Genomic DNA, 26,298 nt, shown 5'->3' on the forward strand with positions numbered 1-26,298 from the left:
TTCATCTATTTTTTTATCAAATTCCCCTCTTGCTGATTCTAACTGTGCATCTACTATTACTTCTGCTGTTGTATCTTTTACCATAATTGTATATCTTTGTGCAGTCCCCTTATCAAACTCTACTGTTAATTCTACATCCCCTACTACTTTAGTTGCCATGTATTCTTTTTTTATTATTAGCTTATTTCCTACAAATTCATAATTTCCATTTCCTATTGAAACTCCGCCTAATTTTACATCTCTTACTGTTGTTGCACTATTTAATGTAACTCCTACTTCTACGTCTGCTTGTTCATCTATTTTTTTATCAAATTCCCCTCTTGCTGATTCTAACTGTGCATCTACTATTACTTCTGCTGTTGTATCTTTTACCATAATTGTATATCTTTGTGCAGTACCCTTATCAAACTCTACTGTTAATTCTACCTCTCCTACTACTTTAGTTGCCATGTATTCTTTTTTTATTATTAGCTTATTTCCTACAAATTCATAATTTCCATTTCCTATTGAAACTCCTCCTACTTTTACCTCTCTTACTGTTGTTGCACTATTTAATGTAACTCCTAATTCTACGTCTGCTTGTTCATCTATTTTCTTATCGAATTCCCCTCTTGCTGATTCTAATTGTGCACTGTGCTCAATACCATCAACTTTAGCCATTGTTGTCAAGTCTACTATTTTTACAGTTGATACATTTCCTGCATTATCACTAACTACAACATATACTTTATATGCCGTATTTTCTGTTAATCCTGTAATGTTAAAAACTTCTTCTTCTCCTGATATTACTGATTTATTTCCTTTTAATGTTACTGTAGTATTTTTACTATCTTGACCATACTTTACTTGTGTTTTACTTGGTTCTGTATCTCCTTTTGGTAATACTATATAATATACCGTTCCATATTCATTTGATTTTAGCTTAACATCTGCACTTGTATCTTTAACATTTGCACTACTTACTCCACTTACTGTTGGTGCTGTATAATCTCTATTGCTAGAACTACTACTTGATGAAGAAGATCTATTTACAGAATTAGATTTTGATCCTTCTATCTTCTTAACATATCCACTTCCATTTACTCTAGCTCTTTCATCAGCATCTATTGTAGTAATTTTAGTATTACTAGCTACATATATATAAGCATCCTCTGCATCACCTTTTATATATACTTTAGATATTTCTCCTTCTTCTAAATAAAGATCTGCATCTTCTACTTCTATATCTACATCATCAAAGTCACCTTTTAATGTAACTTTATGATTGTCTTCAACATATACATCATCAAATCCTGTTTTAGTTAATTTATCACTTCCTGATAAATCTTCTTCAAGTATTGCTCCTGATTTTAATGTAACTGTGTCTATAGTTGTGCTTCCTTGTGCAACTAATCTTACTTTATCATCTTTTTTATCAACAACTACTTTTCCTAAATCACAATCTTCAATATATATACTGTTTTCTCCGCCTCCATATATATATGTAGTTCCTTTTACTGTAACATCTTCAAGATATACTTCTCCGTCTCCTATATCTGATGATATCGTAAGATCTCCATCTATTGTTTTATTTTTTAATCTATCCCCTTTATCATCTATTACTACATCTTCTCTCTTTTTTGATTTTCCATCATCTTTAGAACTATAGCTACTGCTTGAAGATAAAGATGAGAATCCCGATCCTTTGAATTTTTTATAAATTACAGTCACGGCTTCTGCTCTAGTTATATATTTTTCTGGCCCAAATGTTCCATCAGGATATCCACTCATATTCTTGGAATCTACTAATGCACCTATAGATTTTTTGCTCCAGTCTGCAATTTTATTTGAATCTTTAAAGTTATCACATACATATGCCTTATTATCATATTGTTTATTAAGTACTTTAGCCATAATTACAGCCACTTCTTGTCTTGTAATTTTGTTATTAGGTCTTATAGTATTATCTTCATATCCTGATATATATCCTTTTGCTTTTCTTAGGTCTTCATAAAACCAATCTTTAGATGATGCATCTTTGTAATTAACATCATAAACCAACTTTAAATTAAAAGCTTTGTTTATTAATGATATAAATTCTGCTCTTGTAATATAGTTATCTGGTTTAAATGTACCATCGCTATAACCACTTACAACTCCTTTATTTACTAATGATTTAATTTGATTTGCTGCCCAATGATTATCAACATCTGAAAGTTGTTCAAAATTTGTAGCAAAAGACATACCCATAGAACTAACTATCATAGATGTTGTTATCATAGTTGCCATGGCTTTTTTAATACTTTTTTTGTATTTCATATAACCCTCCTACATTCATTTGTATATTTTCAAAATATAATTAATTTTCGGTAATACATGCGTAAATATTTACATAATATTGTGTTTATTCATAAATTAGTACTATTTTCCTAAAAAAACATTTGCGTCTACCATTACCTTTTTCCTGCTTTTTTTATTCTTTATAAGCTAATTCTTTTTTACTGTATTATCTATCTGATTAAATACTAAGAATACGAGATATTTTGCACTATTCTAATATATAACTTTTTAGAATATCCACTTTCGAGTTCTTATTTACAATCAATTTCAATTGATTTATACTATCTTTATTGACCCAACTAAAATCTATATTATTTTAAAAAAAGTGTTAATAATAAAATTTTTAAATATTCTTGGTTCATATGAGAATAATATACATTTAAATGTGTTTAAAATTTAATCATTAAACTTAAAAAATAAATGGTATTAAAAAGTTAGCAAATGATTTAAATATTTCTGTATAAAACTAGAATTACAGCGTTTGAATATCCGTTAAGAAAGTTCGTTGTTTGACTTCTAGGGAGTTTAAAACTTTTTAGTATATTCAATAAGATGAAATTCTTAGTTTTATTAAAATTCGCTCAATCTCATGTCATCAACGAATTCTAATGAATTCCGTTGCTCAAAAATATTTAATACATTAGTGATATTTTAATGCCATTTATTTTGGAATTAAACCTATTCAATTGTTCTTTTGATAAAATTTATATCTTCTCTATTAATTTATTTCTAAGACATACCCTATAGTTCAATATTTTTATATCATCCTTAAATTCTATTTCTATAGTATTGCCACTCTTATTTATAACTTTTCCTCTTTTGAACTTTTTATGGTTTATTATATCTCCTTTTTTTATATAGTCCAATTCCTCATCAGATGGTTCATTGATTTCTTCTACAAATCTCGATACACAAGCTTTTTTACCATATTTATATTGAGGACTAGATATATGAAGCTTGTCCATGGCCCTTGTCATAGCCACATAAAAAAGCCTTCTCTCTTCTTCAACATCATTCTTACCTTCAATAGATTTATCATGAGGTATAACCCCTTCAATAACTCCTATCACAAATATATTCTTAAACTCCAAACCTTTAGCAGAGTGAATAGTAGTTAAAACCACCTTATTTTTATCGTCGTCTTTTTTCTGATTTGAAATCTCTTCTTTAACATTACTTATATGATCTAAATAATCATCTATCGTCTTGTAGTTTGAAGCGCCCCCTTCTAACTCATTTAAAATTTCAAATAGACCTGTAGTCTTTATCTTTCTCTTTTGGCAATACTCTATTAAGTATCTATCGTATTCAAGACTTGTTCTTATATAAGATATAGCATCTTTTGCAGATATACGACTTATATAATCAAGGTCTAGTTCTAAATCTTCTATAGTCTTTATCTGCCACTTATTTAGATTTGCTTTAGTCTTTATATTGGTTAGAAAATCCCCATCTGCCATGGCTATTTTTATACTCTCTTTAGATATATACCTAAAAGGCTTATTTATAATCCTAGATAATTCATCCTTTAAACTTCTATATAAAGCTACGCTCAAATAACTTATGATATCCTTACTCACCCAGTGATCATATATACTAACAACAGTATCCCTTATTACAAACGGTATATTCATATCCATGAACACATCCACGAGGGCACGCGACTGTATATTTGTTCTATATATAACACTAAAATCACTGTAACTCATATTGTTATTATTAATATTTTCAATAATTAAAGTTCCTATCTTTCTAGCCTCATCTTCAGAATCCTCTGGAGATAGAAATAATATACCATCACCTTTTCCTTTAACAGACTTTATAACCTTATCATACCTATTATTATTATTTTTAATAAGCTTATTCGAGGTTTTTATTATCACATCAGTAGATCTATAGTTCAAATCAAGAACTATATACTTAGAGTTTGCAAAATAGTTTTTGAATTCTAATAAAAAATCAGGTCTTGCACCTCTAAAACCGTAGATACTTTGATCCTCATCTCCAACAACAAATATATTGTTATTAGGCTTTGATATCATCTTTAAAACTTCGAACTGAACCTTATTTATATCCTGGAACTCATCTACTAATATATATCTATACTTTTTTCTAACTAAATCAAGTATATAATCATCATCCTTTAAAAGATTATAAGTATGTATTAACATATCATCAAAATCTATTTTTTTCATGTCACTTTTATAATTTTCATACATAGAATATATTCTCAAAAACTCATCCTTAGATACTACACTAGAATCAAAGTCACGAGAATCTATTAATTCATTTTTAACAAATGATATCTCATTTATAACACCTTTTATAACATCATCTTCCTGATAATTCTCCACATCCATACTCTTTAATATATTCTTTATAGTATATACTTTTTGATGTTCATTTAAAATATTGTCAAGTTGATAATCTTTGAACCCCCTAAGAATTTTAAAAAATACAGAATGAAAGGTCCCAAAATTAACCCTATTTATTAAACTATTGACAGAAAGCCTAATACTTCTTTCCTTCATTTCAATAGAAGAAGCCTTAGTAAAACTAATGGCTAGTATATTTTCAGGCCTAACCTTTAAATTTTGAACCAAATTATTTATTCTATAGCTTATAACCCTAGTTTTACCAGACCCGGGACCAGCTATAACCATACAAGGTCCTTGAAAATGATTTACAGCTATATTTTGATTTTCATTTAAACTTTCACAATTCATATTCATCACCTAATCTATATAATATAACTTTTAAAATTCTCATTCAAGCATCAAAATCCGTATTATGATATTATTATTATAGTCATATTTAACAAAAGCAAAACTACGTGAGGTGATTTAAATGGAAGTTATAACCCATAAAATAGATGAAATAATAGATATACCCGAAAACTCTTGTGTATTTGACATAGAAACCACAGGTCTTAGTTCTAAGTACAACCAAGTAATTTTAATAGGTATATTGTATATAAAAAATAATCAAACTATAATAAAACAATTTTTCGCACACAATACCAATGATGAAAAGGAACTTTTATTTTATTTTAAAGAAGTATTTAAAACATTTGATAATCACATAACCTTTAACGGCCATAGATTTGATATTCCTTTTTTAAATAAAAGGTTTGAGAAAAATAACTTAGATTTCTTTATAAATAAAGATAAAGACATTGATATACTCAAAATAGTAAGACCATATCAGAAAAAATTAAATCTTGAGAATTGTAAATTAAAAACAGTAGAGAGTTTATTGGATATACAAAGAGAAGATACTATCTCAGGAAAAGAAAGTGTTGACATGTACAAAGAATTTGAATCAACTAAAAATGAATCTCTAAAGAAAAAGATACTTCTTCATAATTACGAAGATATATATTACCTTGCTAAATTATTTAAAATAAAAGATATAATTGATTCCAATGAAAAATATATAGATATAGACTATATGCATTCAAATTTAAAATTAAAACTATCAAAATACAAATTCAAAGGTGATTTAATCTATATAGAATATATATCCAAAGATATAATCCCCATTAACATACAAATATATGAAGATGAGTATTCTATAATAGGATCTAATCAAACAATTACAGTAGAATTAAATGTATCATATGCTATATCATCAAATAACAATAAAATTATATATTTTAAACAAGACAAAATAGTTCCATTAAAAATAGATTCAAATGTTTTAGAAAACAATATACTATCTGTAGCCTCTTACTTGTTTAGAAATATTTTTTAAAAATTCGCATTACAAAAAAATGTATCTCTATATCTCGAGATACATTTTTTTCAAATCGAAGCTATATAAATTTTGTTTTTGCAGTTCTTCTTCCCCTCTATAAGCGCCATATCAGCAAGATTGAATATTTTATCAACACCATCTATTAAGTCTGAGCATGCAACACCTATAGTCATGCTTATGTTTAGACCCATGTCTCTTATTGCATTAAGATTCGGTACACTTTTTCTTAATTTTTCTAGTATTTCAACAGATTCCTCCATCGACTTATAAAGTATGATGACAAACTCATCTCCACCTATACGTATTAAATAACCTTCATTATCTTCAATTATTTTTTGTGCCAATTCACTTATCTGTACTAATACATCGTCACCTTTTTTATGCCCAAATAAATCATTTACTATCTTAAAATTATCTAAATCAAATACAGCTAGTGTATACTCTCGTTCACATAAGTTTTCCGAGATAATTTTATCGAAATATTTTCTATTATAACACATTGTAAGCGTATCTTTATTTGTTATTTCATTTATTCTTTCAAACAACTTAGAATTAACAGCCGCTATACTCAGCTGTGTAGAGAGTATATCGAAGAAACGTTTAGTATTTTCACTAAAGAAATTTTTATTTCTATGTTCTACTATTATAACTCCCATTCTCATATTAGCTCTAAAATCCTCTAAAGGAGATATTAATACAGAATTAACATTTTCACCTTTACAAAAAATAAAGTTTTCCTTTTTTATATCCAAAGTTTTAGTTTCTTTTATTTTTAAAATATCATCTGGAAAGTAACTGCAAATATCTATCTCATATTCATTACTATTGTATATACTTCTAGAATAAGATGTATACCTATTGATATTATCGCTCTTTATCCATATACTACAAGTATCTACTCCCAACACTCCCATAAGTATATCTGTAATATTTTTCATCAATCCTTCAAAAGAATCAATAGTTCCAGATGCTTTTATAACTTGACTTAATATCCAATTTATAGCTTTGAACTCTTGAAGTTCTTTATTTAAATTAACATTTTCTATTCTCAATTCATCATTCAACATCTTAATCTTTTCATTCTCTATACTATTTTTAAATCTATTCATATTCAACATTTCGTCCTCCAATTTAAGATTAATAAATTCAACTTTAAATTAAAGATATTTCTTATATACTATGCTATACTCAATTTTTGTATGATTAAACATTTTTGGATATTATTACATTTTTGTATTCTTCCGACAATTCATTATATAAACAAAAAAACAACCTATACTAATATAAGTTGTTTTTCTACTGGCGGAGAAGGAGGGATTCGAACCCTCGCGTCCCGTAAAAGACCTACTCCCTTAGCAGGGGAGCCTCTTTAGCCACTTGAGTACTTCTCCATATGGAGCGGGTGAAGGGAGTCGAACCCTCGCAGCTGGCTTGGAAGGCCAGAACTCTACCACTGAGTTACACCCGCATATTGTTCTCTCGACTAAAATAATAATATCATATTAACCAAAGCTTGTCAATGGTTAATATGATATTAAATTTACATATTTTTTTTAGCTTCTACTAACATTTCATTAGCTTTTTCCATATATTCTATGGCCTTTTGTATATTCTTAGCCACTTCATCTTTACCCATTTGTTTTGATTTATCAGCCCACTCTTTAAAACTTTCCTCATGAGATTTATTATGCTTAACCCAATGAGCCAAAAGAACTCTTAAAGTTTTTTCTTCCTTATCTTCATCATCATGAGAATGGATACTGTGATGGCAAGTATCGTAATCGTGATCATGTTCATGGCTATGATGATATCTCTTTTCAAATTTATTCATATTTATTCCCCCTATTTTACATTAAATTCTTTTTTTATAAGTTTTACAGCATCCTTTATTAAAAGAATTAAAGGTTTATTTTCAAGTCCTACAAGTTCAAAATCTTCTGGTATTAAAGGTAATAATATTTTTAATGCTTCTGAATCTGATATAGCCTCACTCATCCTACAAGTAACCTCACCCATCATAGAATTCGGAATAACTATAGACATTGGACCTATTATAACGTTTGCTTTTTTACAAGATACACATATAGCATTTTCACCTGTAGCCCCTTTGTTAGCATGACTTTTCATCATAGATGAAGTTGCTATAGAGTTAGTTCCAAGTGCATATATTTCTATATAAGAAGGTAATTCATCTCTTAAACTGCTCACTATTTGAGATCCTATTCCTCCACCCATTCCGTCAACTACAGCTATAATCATATTTTATCCCCCAAGTTTATTATTTACTTTTCTTCTATAATTATTTTATGATCTATAAGTCTAATTTCTTTAACTTCTCCATCTACAATTTTTTGATCTCCAAGCAAATCTGACAAGTATACCTTTCCATTTTCTGGCTTCATATACACTACATTTTCCATTATCTTTTCAAGACCATCTTCTTTACATAAATAAGCTGTTGATTCACACATTTTATAATTCCTCCTTATTAATAGACAAAAAGACTCCCCTAAAGCTTTCTTCAAAAAGCCTTAAAGAAATCTTCATGATTTCTATATTGCATTCCATTATCTTCTTATTAAAGTATATCATGTTGACTTTGTTTTATCAATATTATCTCTTTTTATTCCAATCATCATTTGAGTATTTTTCATATAACTCTTTTGCAAGTTTTATTTCATAGACCGATAACTCATCTTGATATATTTCTATATTAAAATGTTCCTCTAATCCTTTAATAATATTTTCCTGCAAAATATTTATATCTACTTTTTTTCCTATTTCATTTTCTACTCCACTAGCCTTTTTTAGTGTTATCCTTTTTAACTTTTCTCTCTTTGACTCATCTATTTTTATAGTAGAAATCAATTTGTCTACATCAAAATCAAGAACTATAGATCCATGTTGAAGAATTATACCTTCTTTTCTAGTTTGAGCACTGCCGACTACCTTTTTATTATTTATACTTATTTCATAATGAGATTTAGAATTAAAGCAAACAGAGCTTTTATCACTTTTTATATCTTTATCAGCTCGTGTTAATGGATCTATATCAATTCCGCTCATCTTGAGCCCATTTACAAGCCCTTCACTTATATACCTATACGTTTGCATTATGCCTCCATTCATCAATGGATTTTTTTCATCTACGACTATACTATATGTAAGCTCGTTATCATGTAAAACTGCCCTTCCTCCTGTTGTTCTTCTGACAAAATCAATTCCTAATCTTTTACACATATCTATATCTATTTCTTCTTCCATCTTCTGAAAATACCCTATGCTAATACAAGCCGGCTTCCAAGTATAAAATCTGATAGTAGGGTCTACCTTTTCTTCTTTATATGCTTTCATAATAGCTTCATCTATAGCCATATTCATACATCCATCATATGTTGAATTTCTTATTACTCTCCACTTTTGCACTTATATCACCTCTATGTTAATTCCAATTTCTGATATAGCTTTTATGCATTCTTCACCTGTTAACGCTCTCGAGTAATTATATATAGTTCCTCCAGGTCTTTCATTATAATACGGTCTATTACAGTCTTTGCATCCAGATATTAAAAAAGGTATTCCTCTTTTTATATCATCATTTTCTTCTGACTTTATATTATATATTTCTTTCAATTCTCTACTTACGAACTTAAAATCTTCTTTTTTATGTCCGCACTTTATTAAGTATGTCATAACTTGAACTTTTCTATAATCCTGTATGCTAGGCTGTTTTTCATTTTCAAGCTTAGTTCCTTTTATAGGCGTAAATGCAAATAAGCTTATAGTTACATTACTATTCATTAAATCCTCATATAAGTCAAATATATCCTCATGGCTTTCTCCTAGTCCTACTATAATATGAGTACTTACTTTTCCCTTATATTTATTTCCCATTTCTTTTATAAATTCAACTTTTTCACAAAAATTATTTCCTTTTATCTCTTCATATAACTCTTTATTAGCAGCATCTATTGCAAGACCAACCTTATCTACACCAATATCAAATAAATTTTTTATTTCTTCTTCAGTCTCAACCTTTGCGGATAATGATATTGGAAATTCAAGACCTGGTTTTATATATTTTATAAACTTTTTTGACTCTTCTAATGCTTCATTTGTTCCCATAGCTTGAACACAAATTCGTTTTATATTTTCTCCATTATAATTCAGTAACGACGCACGTATATCATCATTACTAAACTTTGGCCAAAGCACCCTTGAAAGTTTATCCTTTCTAGATGTACTCTCTATTGATTGAGAACAAAAAGCACACTTATTATCACATCCATTTCCAATCATTATATAAGCCGTAGTAGGATTAATATCCATAGTAGCATTAACTAATCCAATTTCAATAGCACTTCCATAGGATAGATTTATCATAATACACAACACCTCTCATTTTTTTGTATATTACAGTTTATATTTATCGCTTCCTTTATAGCTTCTTTAGAGGGCATTACTATATTGTTTATTCCACTTAATACCGCCATTTTATCTAATTGTTTTCTATATGTTCCCCTAGGCCTCATACATCCTAAGTTTATATGTATATTAGGGAATTTTATTCTAGCTTCACATATAATATCTATTACATCTTCTATTTTAGGTGGTTCAATATTTTCAAATTCAGTTCCCTTAGTTGGAATTAAAACTATAAATGTTATACAACTTGGATTTTGAGTTTTTAAATATTCTAAAGCATCGTATTCTCCTTTTATTTGACCCGAGTCCATACCTATGCAAATATGAGGAACTACCCTCGTATATTTTTTTAATATCTCGTATGCTTTTATATAGTCTTCTTTTTTCCTATCTATTTTGTATACATTCTTTATAGTTTCATTATTTAATAAAATATCAAACGAAGCTACATCTATATAATCCGATATCTTTTTTACATCAGATTCATCCATAAGCCCTAGATGGGCATTAATTTTATATCCCTTATTTTTTAGATCCTTGATACCTTCTAAATGATTTATAATAGGTACTTCCCCATCAAAGGAGCATCCTCCACTTATCAAAAAGCTATCAATATTTCTATGCTTTATCTTTTCATCCACTTCATTTATATTAGTCATATTCTTAAGATAATGTCCATTGCAGTGAGCGCACTTTAGACTGCATTCATTTCCTGTAGTTGTAACCGCCAATGTCTTATTGGGATATGAAAATATAATATTTTTTCCAAAATTATTTTCTTTAATTTTAAGAGCTTTAATCATCTTATCTTCAAACTTCATACTAACACCCCAATATTTGTTTTACACTAGGAAATTTTTCTATATTAGTGTGTGGTAAAAAGCAAGCTGATATAAACTCATCCATGTAGCTTGGGTATACACTAAGTTCTACATAAGTCATAGAATCCGAGCATTCCTCAAGCTTACACCTTGCATCTTCACTAGTTAAAGCAAGATAACATCCCATTAAAGAACTATTTCCGATATATGAATACTTATTTTTATCTACATCTGGGAGCATCCCTATTAATATAGATTTTTCTATATTTAAGCTACTTCCTATACCTCCAGCTATTAATACCCTGTCTATCATATCAAAATCCATACCTAAACTTTCAACTAATGTCATTATTCCAGAGTACACTGCTCCCTTTGCCCTTATAAAACTATCTATATCTACCTCAGTTATAGTTATATCACGTTCTATATTGTAATCTTCTTTAAACGCAAGTACATATTCTCCTATATCATTTTCATCAAATCTTATTCTATTAGAATTTATATTTTCGTTTAGTTTTCCTCTTCTATCAATAATATTATTTATAAGCATTTCAGCTATTAAATCTATTATTCCAGAACCACATATTCCCTGTGGTTTATCATTTGATATTATACTAAGAGTTGGCTTTAATGTATCTTTATCTATTCTAATTTTCTCAATAGCGCCACTAGACGCTCTCATTCCGCAACTTATCTCTCCACCCTCAAATGCAGGTCCAGCAGAACAAGCACATGTCATCAAATAATCTTTATTTCCAAATACGATTTCTCCATTAGTTCCCAAATCTATAAATAAAACATTATCATCAGATGACCAAATTCCTGATGATAATACACCTGCTGTAATGTCACCACCTACATAACTTGCAACACAGGGAGTTATATATATATATGCATCACTATTAATTTCGATTTCAAGTTCTTTAGCTTGTATATAAGGTGATTTTGAAAATGCGGGTATATACGGTTCCATTCTCAAATAATCAGGATATACATTCAATAGTAAATGCGTCATTGTTGTATTTCCACCAGCTACAAGGGCTGTAATATCATTTTTGTCAATACCTAACTCTTCATACATACTTTTCAATATAGGGTTTATAGTTTCATGTATAATAGCTTTATTTAATTTTTCAAGACCATCCTTCTTAGTCGAGTATATAATCCTATTTATAACGTCTGCTCCATACTTTATTTGAGCATTTCCTGAAGAAGCTTTAGCTACTATTTTACCTTCATAAAGATCTACTATACAAGCTGCAACCGATGTAGTTCCTATATCAAGTGCAACTCCATAAAATTTATCAGTTGTATTACCTGACTCTATATTCACTATATTAGTAGTATTATCTTTTTTTGGTATATGAGTTATTGTAACTTTAAAGTTTCCTTCTCTCAATACATTCGGAACCTTTCTTATAGTTTCTATCTTGCAAGATACCTTCTCATATCCAAAATTATGTCTTAAATGTCTTTTTATTCTATCGAAATCAGATATATTATCATCAAGATTTGGTAATTCTATATCCACATAATCTTTTCTAACATATGATTTAAATTCCATATGATTTTCAGATATTAATTTTTTACAGTTTTCAAGTAACTTTTTGTATACATCACTAGAAGAATCTTCTATTTTCATTTTATTCATAGAAGATGACAATTTACCAGGTACTTCTACTTGTATATCTTCTATAACTTTACTATTACATGCTAGTACATATCCATTATTAACCTCTTCATCCGTTATATGAGTAGTTTTTTTAGTATCTACTCTTCCTTTTGTAATTTTCACTTTACATTTTCCGCAGGATACATTTCCGTTACAAGGTGCATCTATAAAAATATTTGCTTTTCTAGCTACCTCAAGTAAATTATCTTTATATTCACAGATAACTTCTATATTCTCTGGCATAAATTTTACCTTTATCACTTTATATCCCTCCAAAAAACACTTCCCCAGGAAAGCCCTAGGGAAGTTTATTTTTTTATTTATGCTAAAGCAGTCTCATAATCATTAGAATCTAATAATTCATCTACCTCAGACATATCTTTTATTTTTATTTTTATAATCCATGCATCATATGAATTTTCATTTATATATTCAGGCTCATCATCTAATTTTTCATTAACTTCTAAAACTTCACCAGATATAGGTGCTAATAGATCAGATGCTACCTTTGAAGATTCCACTACTCCGAATTCTTCTCCTTTTTCTATTTCATCTTCTATTTCTGGCATTTCAACAAATAAGATTTCTCCTAATTGATCTTGAGCATAATCAGTGATTCCTATATAAGCTTCATCACCTTCTATTTTTACCCAAGTATGATTTTTAGTATATTTTAAAGTAGATGGATAATTCATTCTTATACCCCCTTTACATAACTTCTTCCATTTGTAATGCTGGATGACCTTTTTCTTCTAAGAATGCCAATACATCCTCAGACTCAGTAGCTATAGTCTCATCACATATCATATCTGTAAAGTTTTCTATTCCATATAATTCTTGAACAGTAGCATTTAATTTTTCACTTACATATTCTTTTAATTCTTTTGGCATCCAAACAATTCTTCTAGTTCCTTCTTCAGCTGCTACAAACTTCTTAGATGAAATAAATTGTCTACCATGACCCATAAATCCTGGAGTTTGAACTCCTCCTCCTGTCATAGATGCAAGTTCTCCAAATGTCATTCCAAGAGGTGTTATTCCTGCATGCTCTCTATTAACTATTACAAGTCCATTAGCTTCTGGCATTATTCCACAGATACATTCAAAACATCCACAAGAAGTCATAGGATCTTCCATTATACTGTAAAGAGTTACTCTTTCTACTGCTCCTTGAGAAATTTGAGCCACAGTTTCATTAACAGCACTCCAAACTCCCAATTTTTCGTCTTCAATACCATCTTTTGGTACTGGTTGACAAGGTCCTGTAGGGTCTAATTCTTTAGTAGCTTTACCATCTAACCAGCTTACAGCTCCGCAAAGACCTTGTCTTTCTGGAGTTACTATACATACATGTGCTGGTGCAAATGACTGACATAAGTTACAAGAATAAAACTCATTTACACTCTCATCTGTTAATGATGCAAGTCTTGAATCTCTTGCTTCATATTTACCTACAGCATACTTTCCTTTAAGCTCAGATACTTTTTCAGGATCAGTTACTATAGTTATTTGACACTTATCAACAACAGATCCAAACTCATCATGCATCTTAGCATATAAAACTTCTCCTATGTGATTTAATCTAAATCCTTTATCATTGGCTTCTTTACCTATTCTTATCCAAGTTATATCTCTTTGACCTACATGCATTACACCTTCAATGTAATTCATAAAATAGTGAATACGTCTTTCAAGTACAGGTTCAAAATCGTCTTGCATATTCTTACCAGCAACTTCTACGAATACTGCTAAAGGTAATTTTCCTGGAACCTCTGTTATTACATCTATATCCGGTCCTATTAGTTCAATCTTGTGATCTTCTACTTCTGAAAGTTCTCTTTTCATTACCAATTCCCAAGATTCAGTTTTTCCTCCACCAAATTCTGCAAACATATCACCTTTTCTAATTCTTTCGCCTTCAAATGCAGCTGCAAAAGATACTGGTATAGGAATTTCAGTTATTTTTATCTTTATTCCTCTAGCCTCAAGTGATGTAGCTACGAATTTATCATAGTCTTTTTGAGTTAACAGTCTAGTTGGAACTTCAAACACATCTTGATCTGTTATAACAGGGAATCCTAAAGCTATAGCTCCAGCTCCACAAGATACAATAAGCTCACTTAAAGGTCCAAATGCATTTACAAACGCTGGAACTCTATTAAGCGTATAGTCTAATAATCCTTCTAGATTTCCTGGCTCTAATCCTCCGAATATAAGAGCAGCTCTAACAGCTACAGACACAACATGTATTACAGATGTAACATCATATCCTAAAGGTATTACCCTTAAATCAAGGCCCATCTTAACGTCTGCCTCTATAGCTTGATCTATAACCTTACCAACTAAGAATGTTAAAAGTCCCTTAGATTGATAATCTTTTATAACCTTTGCTGCTGTTTCAGCATCGGGACATTCTCCTAATACAACTGCAACTCCAGGTATATCTCCTGTAACTAGAGGAACTCCTAGAGAACGAATTATAGGGTCACTTATATGTCCAGCACATGGCGCTTCATAAGGAGCATCCATAGTAGAATATTTAATAGCCTCTATAACCTCAGCTGCAACAGCTGTTCCAAGACCTGCATTAAGTCCATTTTCTAAGTTTTCTTTTTCTTCTCCTATTAAACTTTTAACAACTCCCAATGCCTTTTGAAGATCAGCAAGACTTTCCATTTTAAGTCCAGTAGCAGCATATATAATAGGAAGTGAATATGCAGTGTCAGGAAAAGCAACTTTATGATTAAGTCCATTTTCTTCTATACTTTTATTTAAAAAATCAGTAGCCGCGTCTAATGCTTGATTAGATCCTGTGAATATAGTTTTGAATAAGCTCATGTTTCTATCCCCCTAAATAATTTATTTTAAATCTCCTATAATTCTAAATAAGAATCAGCGTATAGTATATTTCCTTTTATAACATCACATGATTTTATTGCCTTCATAAGTTCTTTATCACATGGATTTATTATAGCTGAGCTAAATCCATTAGCCATAGCCATTGATAAGAATGCTGAATCAAGTATAGGTCTTATATCTTTTGGAGCTCCATTTGATATATTAGAAAGACCTCCTGTAGTTCTAAGTCCCATTTCAGTCATCATTCTTATTGCTTCCAAAACTTCCATTTGTTTGTCTTGCATTCCCTTTATTACAAGACAAAGAGGGTCAAATAGTATATCTTCCGGATCCATTCCAAGTTCCATACCTCTTTCTAATATTTGAGTACAGTAAGCCATACGCTCATCATTATCTCTTGGAATACCTTCTTTAGCACAAAGTCCTATTACCATAGCATCATACTCAGCAGCTAAATCTATAAGATCAAATCTTGGTCCTGCATCAGCAGAGTTTATGATAGGCTTTCCATTTTCTCTATTGTAAACCTTAAGACCTGCCTCAATAGCTTTTTTATTAGCTGTATCAAGAGCCATTGGTATATTGTTGAAGTTTTCTTGAATTAATTTAACTCCCCAAGTCATTAACTCTTCTCCATTTCTTTCAGCTGGTCCTATGTTAAAATCTATGTAATGAGCCCCTGCATCAATTTGTTCTTTAGCTCTTTTTAAAATTGGCTCAGGATTTTTTTCTTCTAATGCTTTTCTTATACTTGGCGAAATACAGTGGATTCTCTCTCCTATTATCATAAATCTTTCCATTAACAATTACCCCCTTTTTATAATGAAGGAAGGATTAAATCCTTCCTATTTTCAATTAAGCTTTAGCAGTTCTTAATTCTTCATTAAAATCTCTTAAGAATTTAGGAAGTTCCATAGCTTCATTAGTTCCTATAACAACATCCCATCCAGGTAAATTATCTTCAATATCACCTTTTAAAACAGCTACTTTTCCAGGTATTATAAGTTTTCTGCATTTAGTTTGTTCTGCTACTCCACTTTCTTTAATAAAGTTTGATATGCTACTTCCTCCGAATTTACCAGCAGCCCAAGCTGTTAAAACAGAGTATCCTCCTGCATCTGGTATTGCAAGCCACATTGGAACTTTAGATCTTTCTATTTCTCCAGCTATAATAAAATAAGTAAGAGCAAAGTCAACAGTTACAAGAACTGGAGAATTTTCATCTGGATTATTTATAGGGTAAATCTTAGGTTCAACTCTCATAGGTCTTTGAGGATCTGTATATATATTTTGTCTTAGAGCAAATAATGGAAGTGCTCTAGAATAATCTATATCATCAAGAACTATTATAGATCCATACTTAACTGTGAATAAAGAAGATATAGCAACCTCCATATACTTATCATCTTTTGCAATATCATTTGCAAATATAACTGAAGGATATCCAAATGCTCTATCTCCCTCTTTTAAAGCAATTCTTCTTATTTGAACTGCATTAGTAAAAGCTTCCTTAAGATTCTTACTAGTAGGATCTAATATCAACTCTTTGTATCCTAATTTGTGAATATCTTCTACTAAGCTATATAATTCTTCAAGATTTTTAGCTTTAACACCTAATGCTAATTTATCAGCTTTAACAAGTTCTACCATTTCCTTGTAGTTTTCTTTGTTAGCTCCATAAACTATAGGATTTTCTCCCTTAACTATTTCAAGAGCTTCTTTTAATACATCTACATCTTCACAAATTAACATGTAAGCTACTTTTATTTCACTATCCTTAACTGTATTTATTAATTTAATATAATTTTCTTTATTGCCACTGTATTTTAAAGCAGCTATTTCAATCTTCATTTCTTCTCCGATTCTTATGTAGTCAACCTTTTTAATGTTCTCTATTTTATTATTTACAGTTTGATCATCCATAGAGTCAGAGAATAATACTGCAAATCTATTTCTATTAACTAAGCTCTTTTCATGTCTGAAAAGCACTGTTTCTCCACCTAGTTTATACTCATTGTCACCATTACCTATAGTTAAAGTTTTCATAGGTGGTGCAGTAGCTTCTGAAAGCTTATTTAATGCTTCTTCACTCATATGAGGACATTTTGATATTTCAGCTGCTCCTGCTGCAACCTTCATAGAAAATGCCATACATGTTGGAAATCCACAATCCTTACAGTTTTTCTTTGGAGATAACTTAAATATATCTAATCCTTTTAAAGCCATTTTTCTTTCCCCCTTAACACCTCTATTTATTATGCTAATTCACATACAAATTTTTTCATAGTTTCTAAAGATTTAGGATGACGAAGTATAACTGCATTCGCTCCACCTACTATCATACTAGATGCAGTTGATACTTCCATAGTTATTCCTCTTTCTTCTTTGCATCCCCACTCTGGGACATCTTCAACATCAGCAACAGACTCTTTAACTGACCAAGCTTCAGAAGAAACAGGTGCCATTATAGGCATTTGAAGTGTTTTATCATTTTGGCCAAATGCTGCAAGTCTAATTCTATCCAAAGTTGTAGCAACATACTCATATCCATATCCTACTGCTGAACAACCTACATTCATAACTATATTTTCTTCTTTAACTCCAAGTTGATTCAACAATACGTTTAATTGTTTAGCTAAGTTTATATCAACAGAAGATTCAGCTCCTACCTTATGAGGATAAGCAAGTCCAGCTGCTGCTCCTACTGCCTTATAGTTTTCTTCAACTGCTGCTAAGAATAAACAATTCTTTCCATCAACTGCTGCTGCTACTTTTTCAAATACCTTAGCATCTTTTTCAAAATTATTGCATCCTGAAATAACTAAAGGTAACTCAATACTTTCTACTATATCTTTTGCTATTTGTGCACACTCTTCAGCAGATTTATCTAATCCATTTGGATCAGCTCCTACAAACTTCAAACATATGAAATCAGGTTGCATTTCTTTTTCTACAAACTTAGCCCACTCTACTGGATTGTTAGCTACATCTTTGTATAAATCTTTTAATGGCTCTATCCAGTTTTCTGGGAATACATCTAACATCTCTATTCCCATCTTAGGTGTGTTTCCACAATCTCCATCAAAGCTGTAAAATGGCATTACATTTTCTCCACCTAATTTTAAAGCTTTTTCTCCAGTTCCAATTTCAACTTCAGAAATTTTTCCTGCATATTTTTGAACAGACATCTTAAATGCCACAAAAATCGCCCCCTTAATAACTACTTTTTAAATTTCTATTTTAGATAATATTTCTTTAATAGCTAATTTAGACTTATTGTCTTCTGGTAACTTAACTAGTGGTATTCCACTTGAATCATACTCATATATCATCTCATCCATCGGAACTACACCTATTAAATTCAAGCCTTGAATTTTAATTTCCTCTTTTACACCTTCATGTAATTGTCCATCCACAGCTTTATTAACTATTAAATATATATTGCTAACTTTTAAATCAAGCTCTTTTACAAGCTCTTTAATTCTTCCAACTGCTTGAATACTTCTTCTTGAACAATCACTTACAAGAAATAAAGTATCTATATGCTTAGTTGTTTTTCTACTTAAATGCTCCATCCCAGCTTCATTATCTATAACTAAATATTTATAACTATCAGATAATGAATCTGTTTGTTCTCTTAAAACTCCATTAACATAACAGTAGCATCCTTGACCTTCTGGTCTCCCCATAACCAAAAGATCGTATCCATTTCCTTCTGTTATAGAAGTATTTAATCTATACTTTAAATATTGAGCCTTAGTCATACCACCTGGGAATCCATTTCCCGATATTTCTCTTTGACTTACTTCTTCTCTTATCTCCCCTATAGTACTTCCTACCTCTACTCCTAATACCTCATTTATATTTGCATTTGCATCTGCGTCAACAACAAGTATTGGATTTTGTCCTTGTCTTACTAAATTGTCTATTAAAAGCCCTGTCAAGCTAGTTTTTCCAGTTCCACCTTTTCCTGCTACAGCTATTGTATATCCCATAACTATTCCCCCTAACTCATATGATAGACAGAGCTTTTAATAAAGCTCTATCTTTACTAAGCGTCAGCTTTTGCTTTTGTAACTGAATGTACACATTCTCCATGTACATCATGTAAAGCTTCCATCAATCCCTCTGATAAAGTAGGATGAGGATGAATAACATCTCCAACTTGCTCTACAGTAAGGCCTAAGTTAACAGCTAAAGTAAGCTCTGTTAGCAAATCTGTCGCATGAGGACCTACAATAGAAGCTCCTACTATCTTATCTTCACTATCTGCTAATATCTTTATAAATCCTTGGAATTTTCCTATTGCTTGAGCTTTTCCAAGTCCTCTAAACTCAAATTTACCAATCTTGTAATTTATACCTTGTTGCTCTAATTGCTTTTCAGTAAGTCCTACTCCCGCAACCTCAGGCTCTGTATATACACATCTTGGAATAGCTGTATAATTTATCTTCTTATCTTTTCCAAGAGCATTCTCAACAGCTATCATACCTTCCTTTGAAGCTACATGAGCAAGGAACGGACTATTTACTATATCACCAATTGCATAAATCCCATCTACATTGGTTTGCATCTTTTCATCTACTACTATTCTTCCTCTTTCTACTTCAATTCCAAGATCTTCTATTCCTAAATTTTCAAGGTAAGGTTTTCTACCAACAGAAACTAACATAATATCGGCTTCTACAGATTTCCCATTATCAAGATTTGCTACGACCTTTTCATCCTTAACGTTACAGTTTTGTATTTTTTTACCTGTTAATAGTTTAATTTTATCCTTTTTAAAGCTTCTTTGCAACTGTTTAGCGACATCTTTATCTTCAAAAGGAAGAACTTGATCATTCATTTCAACAATTGAGACTTCAGTTCCTAAAGTTCTAAAGAATTGACCAAACTCACATCCAATTACTCCCCCTCCAACTATCAACATAGATTTCGGAAGTTCTTTTAAATTCAATGCCTCATCACTAGTTATAACTTTTTCCCCATCGTATGGAAACATAGGAGGCACTATAGGAACTGACCCTGTTGCAAGTATTATTTTATCCGCTTCTATTACTTCCTTTGATCCATCCGCTTTAGAAACCTCGATTTCATTCTTGCTTATCAATTTTCCAAATCCATTCACAAGTTTTACACCTTTTTTGTCAAATAAAAATTCTATCCCTTTTACAAGTTGATCTACGATTTTATCTTTTCTATCCATCATAGATTCAAAATCCGCATCAATAGTACCATCTATATTAATACCATAGCTTTTAGACTCTCTTACATTCATCAACATCTCTGAACACGCAAGCAATGCCTTAGTAGGTATGCATCCAACATTTAAACAAGTTCCGCCTACGCTTCTCTTTTCTATTAATGTAACATCAGCACCCATCATAGATGCTTTAATAGCCGCTACATATCCCCCTGGTCCTCCACCTATTACTGCTATTTTCATCTAAAATCCCCCAATTTCTGTATTTTTATTCATTATTTGTGCATTTTCATGCATAAATATGTATAAATAAAGCCATCCTACTGTTTTTGTATCAAAACAACATATGACTGTATAATAATTTTTATTGAGTAATTCTATAAGTCAGCAGCGTCTAGTATCGCTGGTACATTTTCTTCTGCTCCAATTGCCATTATGTGAACCCCATCACATAAGTTTTCTTCTCTTAATTGTTTTATGAACTCACCAGCAATTTTAATTCCCTCTTGAACTCTAGCATTTGCCTTTATTTTTTTTACTTCTTTCTCTGTTGCTCCATCTGGTATTTCTACATTATTTGCAGAAGCCTTTATTCTTTCTATAACTTCTTCCGGTACATATATTCCAGGAACATTAGCATTCATAAATCTAGCCATTCCAACATTTTTTAGAGGTATTATTCCAGCTAATACTTTGCAATCTAAATGTTTAGTTTTTTCTCTAAATACTCTCATAGTTTCTATATCAAATACACCTTGAGTTTGGAAGAATTTAGCTCCTGCTTTTATCTTTTTCTCCATTTTAAGTATTTGTACTTCAAGAGGAGCATATCTTGGAGTTACACAAGCTCCTAGGTAAAATTCTGGTTTACCTTTTAATTCATTTCCAACCATATCAACTCCACCCATTAGAGTTTCAGCTGTTTGAAGTATTCCTACTGAATCTAAATCATAAACAGGCTTTGCTCCTGGATGGTCCCCTACTACTGTATGGTCTCCTGTTAAAGCTAGCATATTATCAATTTCAAATAACCCAGCAGATAATAATTCTCCCTGTATAGCTATTCTATTTCTATCTCTTCCTGTCATTTGAAGAACAGGCTCAAGTCCCTCATCTTTTAAAACCTTACAAGTAGCAAGAGATGTTGTTCTCATAACTGCTGATTGAAAATCTGTTACATTTACTCCGTGAACTCTTCCCTTTATCATATTTGCACACTCTATTAAGTGTTTAAAATCAATACCTTTAGGTGGAGCCATTTCAGCTGTAACACCAAATTCTCCATTTTCTAAAGCTGTTCTTAATAAGCTCATCTCAAATCCCCCTTTTAAACCTTCTAAGCTTTCGCTAATTCTTCTTTTTTCTTTAAGTTTATATGTCTTGGATTTGCACATTTTTTATAATCTTTAGCAGGTCTTATATTAGTTAAATTGTCTAATTGATCCAATTCTTTTAATCTCTCATATATTTTTATCCATGCACAATCATTCTCTGGATCAACCTCACATTTTCCATCCTTAGCTCCACCACATGCACCATTTAATAATCCTTTAGCACACATAGTAACTGGACAGATACCTCCAGTCCATCCAAGCTCACATTCTCCACAAGCCTTACAAGATTCAGAGAATTGACCAACTCTTTCAACTTCTCCAATAAACATAGTATTATTTCCTGGATATACTGGAATTTTAACATTTTTAGCTATTGTTTGAGTTCCATCTCCACAAGCTAGAGAAATTATAGCATCAGCTTCTTTTAATTCTTCTTTTAAAGATTTTAAATCTTTTTTTACTTTCAATAGATTACATGATGGATCTAAAAGCTTTACCCCTAAAACTTCTTTTCCATTTTCTTGTAATATATTTTTCATTTCTTCAATTTCTTCTTCTCCGCCGACCTTACAAGTTGTTGCACATAGTGAACATCCTGTAACTATTACCTTTTGAGCATCCTTTATATACTCTAATACTTCCTCTAAAGGTTTTTTTTCTGAAATTATCATCTCTATTCCCCCCTCTTGTTTTATGCGTTATTTTGCATTTTACAAGCTTTAACTATATGTTTAGCAAGTACAGAAGTTGTAACAGATCCAACACCTGCAGGAACTGGTGTTATCATAGATACTTTATCCTTAACAGCAGCTGTATCAACATCTCCACATAATTTTCCATTTTCATCAACATTTATACCAACATCTATAACTACTGCGCCTTCTTTTACAAAATTTTCTTTAACCATTTTAGCTCTTCCAACAGCAGCTACTAATACATCAGCTTCGCTTGTAACAGTTGCTAAATCTTTAGTTCTTGAATGACATATAGTAACTGTAGCATTTTCATTTAATAAAAGCATAGCAGCTGGTTTTCCAACAACCATAGATCTTCCAAGTACCGCTACCTTCTTACCAGAAAGTTCTACTCCATAGTGCTTTAATATTTCTACTACTGCAGTAGGTGTACATGGTGGATATCCTGTTTTATCTCCTTCCATAACTTTTGCTGCATTTACAGGGCTAAAGCAGTCTACATCTTTTTCAGGAGATATAACATATTTTATTTGAGATTCATCTATATGCTTTGGAAGAGGTCTAAAGCATAATATTCCATGAGTTGAATTGTCTTCATTTACTTTTTTTAATTCATTTATGTAATCTTCTTGAGTTATATCTTCAGCAAGTTCCTTAACTTCTGTTAATATACCTACTGTTTCACATCTTTTAAGTGCTCCTCTTTCGTATGCTAAGTCTCCGCCTTTTGCACCCACTCTAACTATTGAAAGCTTAGGATTTATTCCTTTAGCTTTTAACTCTTCTACTTCTTTTATTAAATTCTCTGATATTTTATCAGCAACAGGTTTTCCTTTTATAATACTATCCATAACTACTGCATCTGCCATTTAAAACTCCCCCTTCTATTTACATAATTCTTGTTCAACTTTTTTGTAAACTTCATCAGCTATCTTAGTTCCTTCACAAACTAATCTATCTGTCTCTTCTTTAACTTTGTTTACATATTCTTGATCTTTTATAGAGTTTATATTTATAGCTACATTTAATTTTCCACTTATAAGTGCCGCTCTTAAGCACTGCACTCCAACTCCTATGTCACTTATAGCAAGCATTGAAGTTTTACCAACTAAATCTTCATGAAGTTTTATCGCTTTATAACATGTTCTTACTATTTCTATAGGAACTGAACATGCTGTTTTTAAAGCTTCTTCCATTACTTTATCTTTTTCTTCTTTTTCTTCTTCTGTAGTAGCTTTTATTCCATATGCCTTTGATAAAGGTAGGAAGTTTTCAGCATCTTCATCTACCATTCTTAGCAACTCATCTTGGATTTTAGTAGCTTTTTCTAATGATTCCTTAACTATTTCTTCGTATTCTGCATACTTTTTCTTTCCTATCGTCAAGTTGCAAACCATGCTTCCAAGAGCCATTCCTATAGCTCCTACCAAAGCTGCTGCCCCTCCACCTCCAGGGACAGCTGCTTTAGAAGCAAGAACTTCAACGAATTCGATAGAGTTTTTCTCTATTAATTTCATATTAGTTCCTCCTATTATTCTTAGAATAATCCTGCTATTGTTCCATTTTCATCTACATCTATTCTTTCTGCTGCTGGAACTTTTGGAAGTCCTGGCATTTTCATTATTTGACCAGTTAAAGCTACTATAAATCCAGCTCCTGCTGAAACAGTTACTTGTCTTACAGTTATATTGAATCCTGTAGGTCTTCCAAGTTTAGTTTGATCATCAGTTAATGAATACTGAGTTTTAGCCATACATATAGGCATTTCTTTAAATCCAAGTTTTTCAAGATTTTCTATTTCCTTAGTTGCAGCTGGAGTAAAGTCTACATCATCAGCTCCATATACTTTTTGAGCTATAGCTCTTATCTTATCTTTAATTGGCATATCAGACTCATATGCAAAAGTAAAGTCATTTTCTTCTTCTTCTATTAATCTAAGTACTTCTTTAGCTACTTCAATTCCGCCTTCTCCACCTTTTGCCCATACTTCTGATAGAGCAACATTAACACCTAATTCTTCACATTTTGTTTTAACTAAATTAAGTTCAGCTTCTGTATCAAGTGGGAATCTATTTATAGCAACTACTGCAGGTAATTTATATACCTTAGTAATGTTTTCAACATGCTTTAACAAGTTTGGAAGTCCTTTTTCTAATGCCTCTAAATTTTCTTCATTTAAATCATTCTTAGCTACTCCACCATTGTATTTAAGAGCTCTAACAGTTGCAACTATTATAACTGCATCTGGCTTTAAATCAGCCATTCTACATTTAATATCTAAGAATTTTTCAGCTCCAAGGTCAGCTCCAAATCCTGCCTCTGTTATTACATAGTCTGCAAAGTGCATAGCCATCTTAGTAGCTATTACAGAGTTACAACCATGAGCTATATTTGCAAATGGTCCTCCGTGAACGAATGCTGGCGTTCCTTCAAGCGTTTGTACAAGGTTTGGTTTTAAAGCATCTTTTAAAAGTGCTGCCATTGCACCATGTGCATTTATATCTCCAGCAGTAACAGGCTCTCCAGCTCTGCTATAACCTATTATTATTCTAGACAATCTTTCTTTTAAATCTGATATATTATTTGCAAGACAAAATGCAGCCATAATTTCAGATGCAACAGTTATATCAAATCCATCTTCTCTAGGCATTCCATTAGCCTTTCCACCAAGTCCATCAACTACAAATCTTAACTGTCTATCATTCATATCAACACATCTTCTCCAAGTTACTCTTCTTGGATCAATATCAAGCTTATTTCCTTGATATATATGGTTATCTATCATAGCTGCAAGTAAGTTATTCGCAGCACCTATAGCATGAAAATCTCCAGTAAAATGTAGGTTTATATCTTCCATTGGAACAACTTGTGCATAACCTCCACCAGCTGCTCCTCCTTTAACTCCAAATACAGGTCCAAGTGATGGTTCTCTTAGGGCAACTAAAACATTTTTATTAAGTTTAGCAAGTCCATCTGCAACACCTATAGTTGTAGTTGTTTTTCCTTCTCCAGCTGGTGTTGGATTTATTGCTGTAGTTAATATTAATTTTGATTTTTTGCCAGTTTCTCTTTTTAATAAGTTATAATCAACTTTAGCTTTATATTTTCCATATAGTTCGATATCATCTTCTGTCAAATTAAGCTTTTTAGCAATCTCCCTTATATCTTGCGGCTTAGCTTCTTGAGCTATTTCAATATCAGACTTAAAACCCAT

23 protein-coding genes and 2 tRNA genes are annotated in these 26,298 nt (G+C 31.1%); 1 reads left to right on the forward strand and 24 read right to left on the reverse strand.

Annotated elements, in window-relative coordinates; translation table 11 throughout:
* Window positions 1–2,298, reverse strand: a 2,298-nt coding sequence (locus tag WJW32_RS07345) for an S-layer homology domain-containing protein (protein WP_340256896.1), incomplete at its 3' end; no start/stop codon positions are given.
* 725 nt (window positions 2,299–3,023) lie between these two features.
* The gene (locus WJW32_RS07350) at window positions 3,024–5,045 is read right to left on the reverse strand and encodes an ATP-dependent helicase (protein WP_340256897.1); all 2,022 of its coding nucleotides are present in this window, start codon (window positions 5,043–5,045) and stop codon (window positions 3,024–3,026) included.
* Window positions 5,046–5,166: 121 nt separating this feature from the next.
* Between WJW32_RS07350 and WJW32_RS07355 the strand changes: the two genes are divergently transcribed.
* Window positions 5,167–6,072, forward strand: coding sequence for a ribonuclease H-like domain-containing protein (locus WJW32_RS07355; protein ID WP_340256898.1), 906 nt, complete (start codon window positions 5,167–5,169; stop codon window positions 6,070–6,072).
* A 50-nt stretch (window positions 6,073–6,122) separates the two neighbouring features.
* Here the strand turns inward: WJW32_RS07355 and WJW32_RS07360 are convergent, their stop codons facing one another.
* The 22 genes from WJW32_RS07360 to WJW32_RS07465 form a co-directional block, all read right to left on the reverse strand.
* Entirely contained in the window at window positions 6,123–7,193 is a 1,071-nt protein-coding gene (locus tag WJW32_RS07360; protein WP_340256900.1) for a sensor domain-containing diguanylate cyclase, read from the reverse strand.
* A gap of 182 nt (window positions 7,194–7,375) precedes the next feature.
* Window positions 7,376–7,466: transfer RNA gene (locus WJW32_RS07365), tRNA-Ser, on the reverse strand.
* Between the two features lie 3 nt (window positions 7,467–7,469).
* Window positions 7,470–7,543 (reverse strand) — tRNA-Gly (locus tag WJW32_RS07370).
* 72 nt (window positions 7,544–7,615) lie between these two features.
* Window positions 7,616–7,906: a hypothetical protein gene (locus WJW32_RS07375; RefSeq protein WP_340256902.1), complete on the reverse strand. Its 291-nt coding sequence runs from the start codon at window positions 7,904–7,906 to the stop codon at window positions 7,616–7,618.
* A gap of 11 nt (window positions 7,907–7,917) precedes the next feature.
* Window positions 7,918–8,334 carry a DUF3842 family protein gene (locus WJW32_RS07380; protein ID WP_340256903.1) on the reverse strand — a complete coding sequence of 139 codons (417 nt, stop codon included), beginning with the start codon at window positions 8,332–8,334 and terminating at the stop codon, window positions 7,918–7,920.
* Window positions 8,335–8,357: 23 nt separating this feature from the next.
* The gene (locus tag WJW32_RS07385; RefSeq protein ID WP_340256905.1) at window positions 8,358–8,546 is read right to left on the reverse strand and encodes a CooT family nickel-binding protein; all 189 of its coding nucleotides are present in this window, start codon (window positions 8,544–8,546) and stop codon (window positions 8,358–8,360) included.
* Window positions 8,547–8,688: 142 nt separating this feature from the next.
* Window positions 8,689–9,501 carry a lipoate--protein ligase family protein gene (locus WJW32_RS07390; RefSeq protein ID WP_340256906.1) on the reverse strand — a complete coding sequence of 271 codons (813 nt, stop codon included), beginning with the start codon at window positions 9,499–9,501 and terminating at the stop codon, window positions 8,689–8,691.
* Complete coding sequence (locus tag WJW32_RS07395; RefSeq protein WP_340256907.1) at window positions 9,502–10,458, reverse strand: radical SAM protein; 957 nt, start codon at window positions 10,456–10,458, stop codon at window positions 9,502–9,504. It lies immediately after the preceding gene.
* Window positions 10,455–11,321, reverse strand: coding sequence for a radical SAM protein (locus tag WJW32_RS07400; protein WP_340256909.1), 867 nt, complete (start codon window positions 11,319–11,321; stop codon window positions 10,455–10,457). Before WJW32_RS07400 ends, WJW32_RS07395 begins: the two co-directional genes overlap by 4 nt.
* Window position 11,322: 1 nt before the next feature.
* Window positions 11,323–13,254, reverse strand: coding sequence for a corrinoid activation/regeneration protein AcsV (gene acsV, locus WJW32_RS07405; RefSeq protein WP_340256911.1), 1,932 nt, complete (start codon window positions 13,252–13,254; stop codon window positions 11,323–11,325).
* Window positions 13,255–13,313: 59 nt separating this feature from the next.
* Window positions 13,314–13,688 carry a glycine cleavage system protein GcvH gene (gene gcvH / locus WJW32_RS07410; RefSeq protein WP_340256912.1) on the reverse strand — a complete coding sequence of 125 codons (375 nt, stop codon included), beginning with the start codon at window positions 13,686–13,688 and terminating at the stop codon, window positions 13,314–13,316.
* Window positions 13,689–13,701: 13 nt separating this feature from the next.
* Window positions 13,702–15,831 carry an acetyl-CoA decarbonylase/synthase complex subunit alpha/beta gene (gene acsB / locus WJW32_RS07415; protein WP_340256913.1) on the reverse strand — a complete coding sequence of 710 codons (2,130 nt, stop codon included), beginning with the start codon at window positions 15,829–15,831 and terminating at the stop codon, window positions 13,702–13,704.
* Between the two features lie 35 nt (window positions 15,832–15,866).
* Window positions 15,867–16,652: a carbon monoxide dehydrogenase/acetyl-CoA synthase methytransferase subunit gene (gene acsE, locus WJW32_RS07420; RefSeq protein ID WP_340256915.1), complete on the reverse strand. Its 786-nt coding sequence runs from the start codon at window positions 16,650–16,652 to the stop codon at window positions 15,867–15,869.
* Window positions 16,653–16,707: 55 nt separating this feature from the next.
* Complete coding sequence (gene acsC, locus WJW32_RS07425; RefSeq protein WP_340256916.1) at window positions 16,708–18,078, reverse strand: acetyl-CoA decarbonylase/synthase complex subunit gamma; 1,371 nt, start codon at window positions 18,076–18,078, stop codon at window positions 16,708–16,710.
* Window positions 18,079–18,107: 29 nt separating this feature from the next.
* Window positions 18,108–19,052 carry an acetyl-CoA decarbonylase/synthase complex subunit delta gene (gene acsD, locus WJW32_RS07430; protein WP_340256917.1) on the reverse strand — a complete coding sequence of 315 codons (945 nt, stop codon included), beginning with the start codon at window positions 19,050–19,052 and terminating at the stop codon, window positions 18,108–18,110.
* A gap of 27 nt (window positions 19,053–19,079) precedes the next feature.
* Window positions 19,080–19,847: an ATP-binding protein gene (locus WJW32_RS07435; RefSeq protein ID WP_340256919.1), complete on the reverse strand. Its 768-nt coding sequence runs from the start codon at window positions 19,845–19,847 to the stop codon at window positions 19,080–19,082.
* Window positions 19,848–19,903: 56 nt separating this feature from the next.
* Window positions 19,904–21,298, reverse strand: a complete 1,395-nt coding sequence (gene lpdA / locus WJW32_RS07440) for a dihydrolipoyl dehydrogenase (protein ID WP_340256920.1) — start codon at window positions 21,296–21,298, stop codon at window positions 19,904–19,906.
* A gap of 134 nt (window positions 21,299–21,432) precedes the next feature.
* Entirely contained in the window at window positions 21,433–22,368 is a 936-nt protein-coding gene (locus tag WJW32_RS07445; protein ID WP_340256922.1) for a methylenetetrahydrofolate reductase, read from the reverse strand.
* 23 nt (window positions 22,369–22,391) lie between these two features.
* Complete coding sequence (locus tag WJW32_RS07450; RefSeq protein WP_340256924.1) at window positions 22,392–23,060, reverse strand: methylenetetrahydrofolate reductase C-terminal domain-containing protein; 669 nt, start codon at window positions 23,058–23,060, stop codon at window positions 22,392–22,394.
* A gap of 20 nt (window positions 23,061–23,080) precedes the next feature.
* The gene (locus tag WJW32_RS07455) at window positions 23,081–23,935 is read right to left on the reverse strand and encodes a bifunctional 5,10-methylenetetrahydrofolate dehydrogenase/5,10-methenyltetrahydrofolate cyclohydrolase (RefSeq protein WP_340257339.1); all 855 of its coding nucleotides are present in this window, start codon (window positions 23,933–23,935) and stop codon (window positions 23,081–23,083) included.
* A gap of 33 nt (window positions 23,936–23,968) precedes the next feature.
* A complete protein-coding gene (locus WJW32_RS07460) occupies window positions 23,969–24,601 on the reverse strand; it encodes a cyclodeaminase/cyclohydrolase family protein (protein ID WP_340256925.1) in 633 nt (210 codons plus the stop codon).
* Window positions 24,602–24,621: 20 nt separating this feature from the next.
* A complete protein-coding gene (locus WJW32_RS07465; RefSeq protein WP_340256927.1) occupies window positions 24,622–26,298 on the reverse strand; it encodes a formate--tetrahydrofolate ligase in 1,677 nt (558 codons plus the stop codon).

Source organism: Tepidibacter sp. Z1-5 (genome assembly GCF_037844525.1).
Classification (GTDB): Bacteria; Bacillota; Clostridia; order Peptostreptococcales; family Peptostreptococcaceae; genus Tepidibacter_A.

Excerpts from the sequence above, each read along its gene's own strand:
- WJW32_RS07455 (WP_340257339.1), bottom strand. The coding sequence starts at position 23,935 with ATGGATAGTATTATAAAAGGAAAACCTGTTGCTGATAAAATATCAGAG.
- WJW32_RS07360 (WP_340256900.1), bottom strand. The coding sequence starts at position 7,193 with ATGTTGAATATGAATAGATTTAAAAATAGTATAGAGAATGAAAAGATT.
- WJW32_RS07450 (WP_340256924.1), bottom strand. The coding sequence starts at position 23,060 with ATGATAATTTCAGAAAAAAAACCTTTAGAGGAAGTATTAGAGTATATA.
- WJW32_RS07460 (WP_340256925.1), bottom strand. The coding sequence starts at position 24,601 with ATGAAATTAATAGAGAAAAACTCTATCGAATTCGTTGAAGTTCTTGCT.
- WJW32_RS07375 (WP_340256902.1), bottom strand. The coding sequence starts at position 7,906 with ATGAATAAATTTGAAAAGAGATATCATCATAGCCATGAACATGATCAC.
- gcvH (WP_340256912.1), bottom strand. The coding sequence starts at position 13,688 with ATGAATTATCCATCTACTTTAAAATATACTAAAAATCATACTTGGGTA.
- WJW32_RS07380 (WP_340256903.1), bottom strand. The coding sequence starts at position 8,334 with ATGATTATAGCTGTAGTTGACGGAATGGGTGGAGGAATAGGATCTCAA.
- WJW32_RS07445 (WP_340256922.1), bottom strand. The coding sequence starts at position 22,368 with ATGAGCTTATTAAGAACAGCTTTAGAAAATGGAGAATTTGGTGTTACA.
- WJW32_RS07350 (WP_340256897.1), bottom strand. The coding sequence starts at position 5,045 with ATGAATTGTGAAAGTTTAAATGAAAATCAAAATATAGCTGTAAATCAT.
- WJW32_RS07465 (WP_340256927.1), bottom strand. The coding sequence starts at position 26,298 with ATGGGTTTTAAGTCTGATATTGAAATAGCTCAAGAAGCTAAGCCGCAA.
- WJW32_RS07435 (WP_340256919.1), bottom strand. The coding sequence starts at position 19,847 with ATGGGATATACAATAGCTGTAGCAGGAAAAGGTGGAACTGGAAAAACT.
- lpdA (WP_340256920.1), bottom strand. The coding sequence starts at position 21,298 with ATGAAAATAGCAGTAATAGGTGGAGGACCAGGGGGATATGTAGCGGCT.
- WJW32_RS07355 (WP_340256898.1), top strand. The coding sequence starts at position 5,167 with ATGGAAGTTATAACCCATAAAATAGATGAAATAATAGATATACCCGAA.
- WJW32_RS07385 (WP_340256905.1), bottom strand. The coding sequence starts at position 8,546 with ATGTGTGAATCAACAGCTTATTTATGTAAAGAAGATGGTCTTGAAAAG.
- WJW32_RS07400 (WP_340256909.1), bottom strand. The coding sequence starts at position 11,321 with ATGAAGTTTGAAGATAAGATGATTAAAGCTCTTAAAATTAAAGAAAAT.
- acsB (WP_340256913.1), bottom strand. The coding sequence starts at position 15,831 with ATGAGCTTATTCAAAACTATATTCACAGGATCTAATCAAGCATTAGAC.
- WJW32_RS07395 (WP_340256907.1), bottom strand. The coding sequence starts at position 10,458 with ATGATAAATCTATCCTATGGAAGTGCTATTGAAATTGGATTAGTTAAT.
- acsE (WP_340256915.1), bottom strand. The coding sequence starts at position 16,652 with ATGGAAAGATTTATGATAATAGGAGAGAGAATCCACTGTATTTCGCCA.
- acsC (WP_340256916.1), bottom strand. The coding sequence starts at position 18,078 with ATGGCTTTAAAAGGATTAGATATATTTAAGTTATCTCCAAAGAAAAAC.